At 44.8% G+C, this 1,220-nt stretch carries 1 protein-coding gene; it reads right to left on the reverse strand.

The window, feature by feature from the left end; translation table 11 throughout:
* On the reverse strand, positions 1–1,220 hold a 1,220-nt coding region (locus tag A3757_RS24630; protein ID WP_156506569.1), incomplete at both ends, for an efflux RND transporter permease subunit.

Raw genomic sequence — 1,220 nt, forward strand, 5'->3', positions numbered from 1 at the left:
GCACCGTTACAAACGAAGCAAGCGGCACCATTGATCCCTCACGGTTGCGCACTTTTAGCTTTTCCAGCTGCGTTTCATCTACTCTAAAGGCTTCATCGGCCTGCACATTGACCTGATAAGTGCGACCAAATAAATTGACATCATTGACATATACCGAGCCCATATAGGCTTGCAAGGTATCAAAAATATCTGATATCGCTACACCATGAACTTTAGCCTTCTCTCTATCAACGTTAATTTCTATTTGCGGTACATTAACCTGAAAGAAAGAGAAAACCTGTGTTAACTCTGGCGTTTGCCAGGCTTGGCCTACAACCTTTTGTGTTTCCTGAAACAAGCGTTCATAGCCCAGGTTTGCCCTATCCTCAATCTGCAGTTTAAAGCCACCAGTAGTGCCTAAACCGATAACGGGAGGCGGAGGAAAAATAACCGTAAAGGCTTCATCTATTCCCATAAACTGCCCCCATAAGGCACCAGCAATCGCGTCAGCACTCATATCAGGTGCTTGGCGTTCGTCAAAATGCTTTAGGGTGACAAAGACAACCCCCTCATTCGAGGATACCGTGAAGCCGTTAGGTGATAACCCGGGAAAAGCGACTGATGATTCTACTCCCGGATGCTCCAGGGCGATCGCTGACATTTTCTTAATCACCGCTTCAGTGCGATCCAAGCTTGATGCATCAGGTAACTGTGCAAAGGCAATCAAGTACATTTTGTCTTGAGCAGGAACAAACCCGGTGGGAGTTGTCTTAAATTGGTGCGAGGTTAATACCATCAAGCCTGCGTAAATCAAAACAACAATCACAGAAAGCCGGATTATGACTTTCAGTAAGGAGGTGTAACCTTCAGTCAAGGCACTAAAAAATTTATTAAACGGGCCAAAAATAATCTTACCAAACAAGGCGTCAATGATACGGCTCAGTCGGTCTTTCTTTGCATCATGGGGCTTTAATAACACCGCGGCCAAAGCCGGGCTAAGAGTTAGCGAATTGAAAGTCGATATAATTGTTGAAATAGCGATGGTTAGGGCAAATTGCTTGTAAAACTGCCCAGTCAAACCAGAGATGAAGGCTGTTGGAATAAATACAGCACTTAATACCAAGGAGGTAGCAATAATCGGCCCGGTCACCTCTCGCATAGCTTGCTTCGTGGCTTCAATAGAACTCTTTCCTAAAGCAATATTTCGCTCTACGTTTTCAACCACAACAATCGCATCATCT

The organism is Oleiphilus sp. HI0117 (assembly GCF_001635235.1).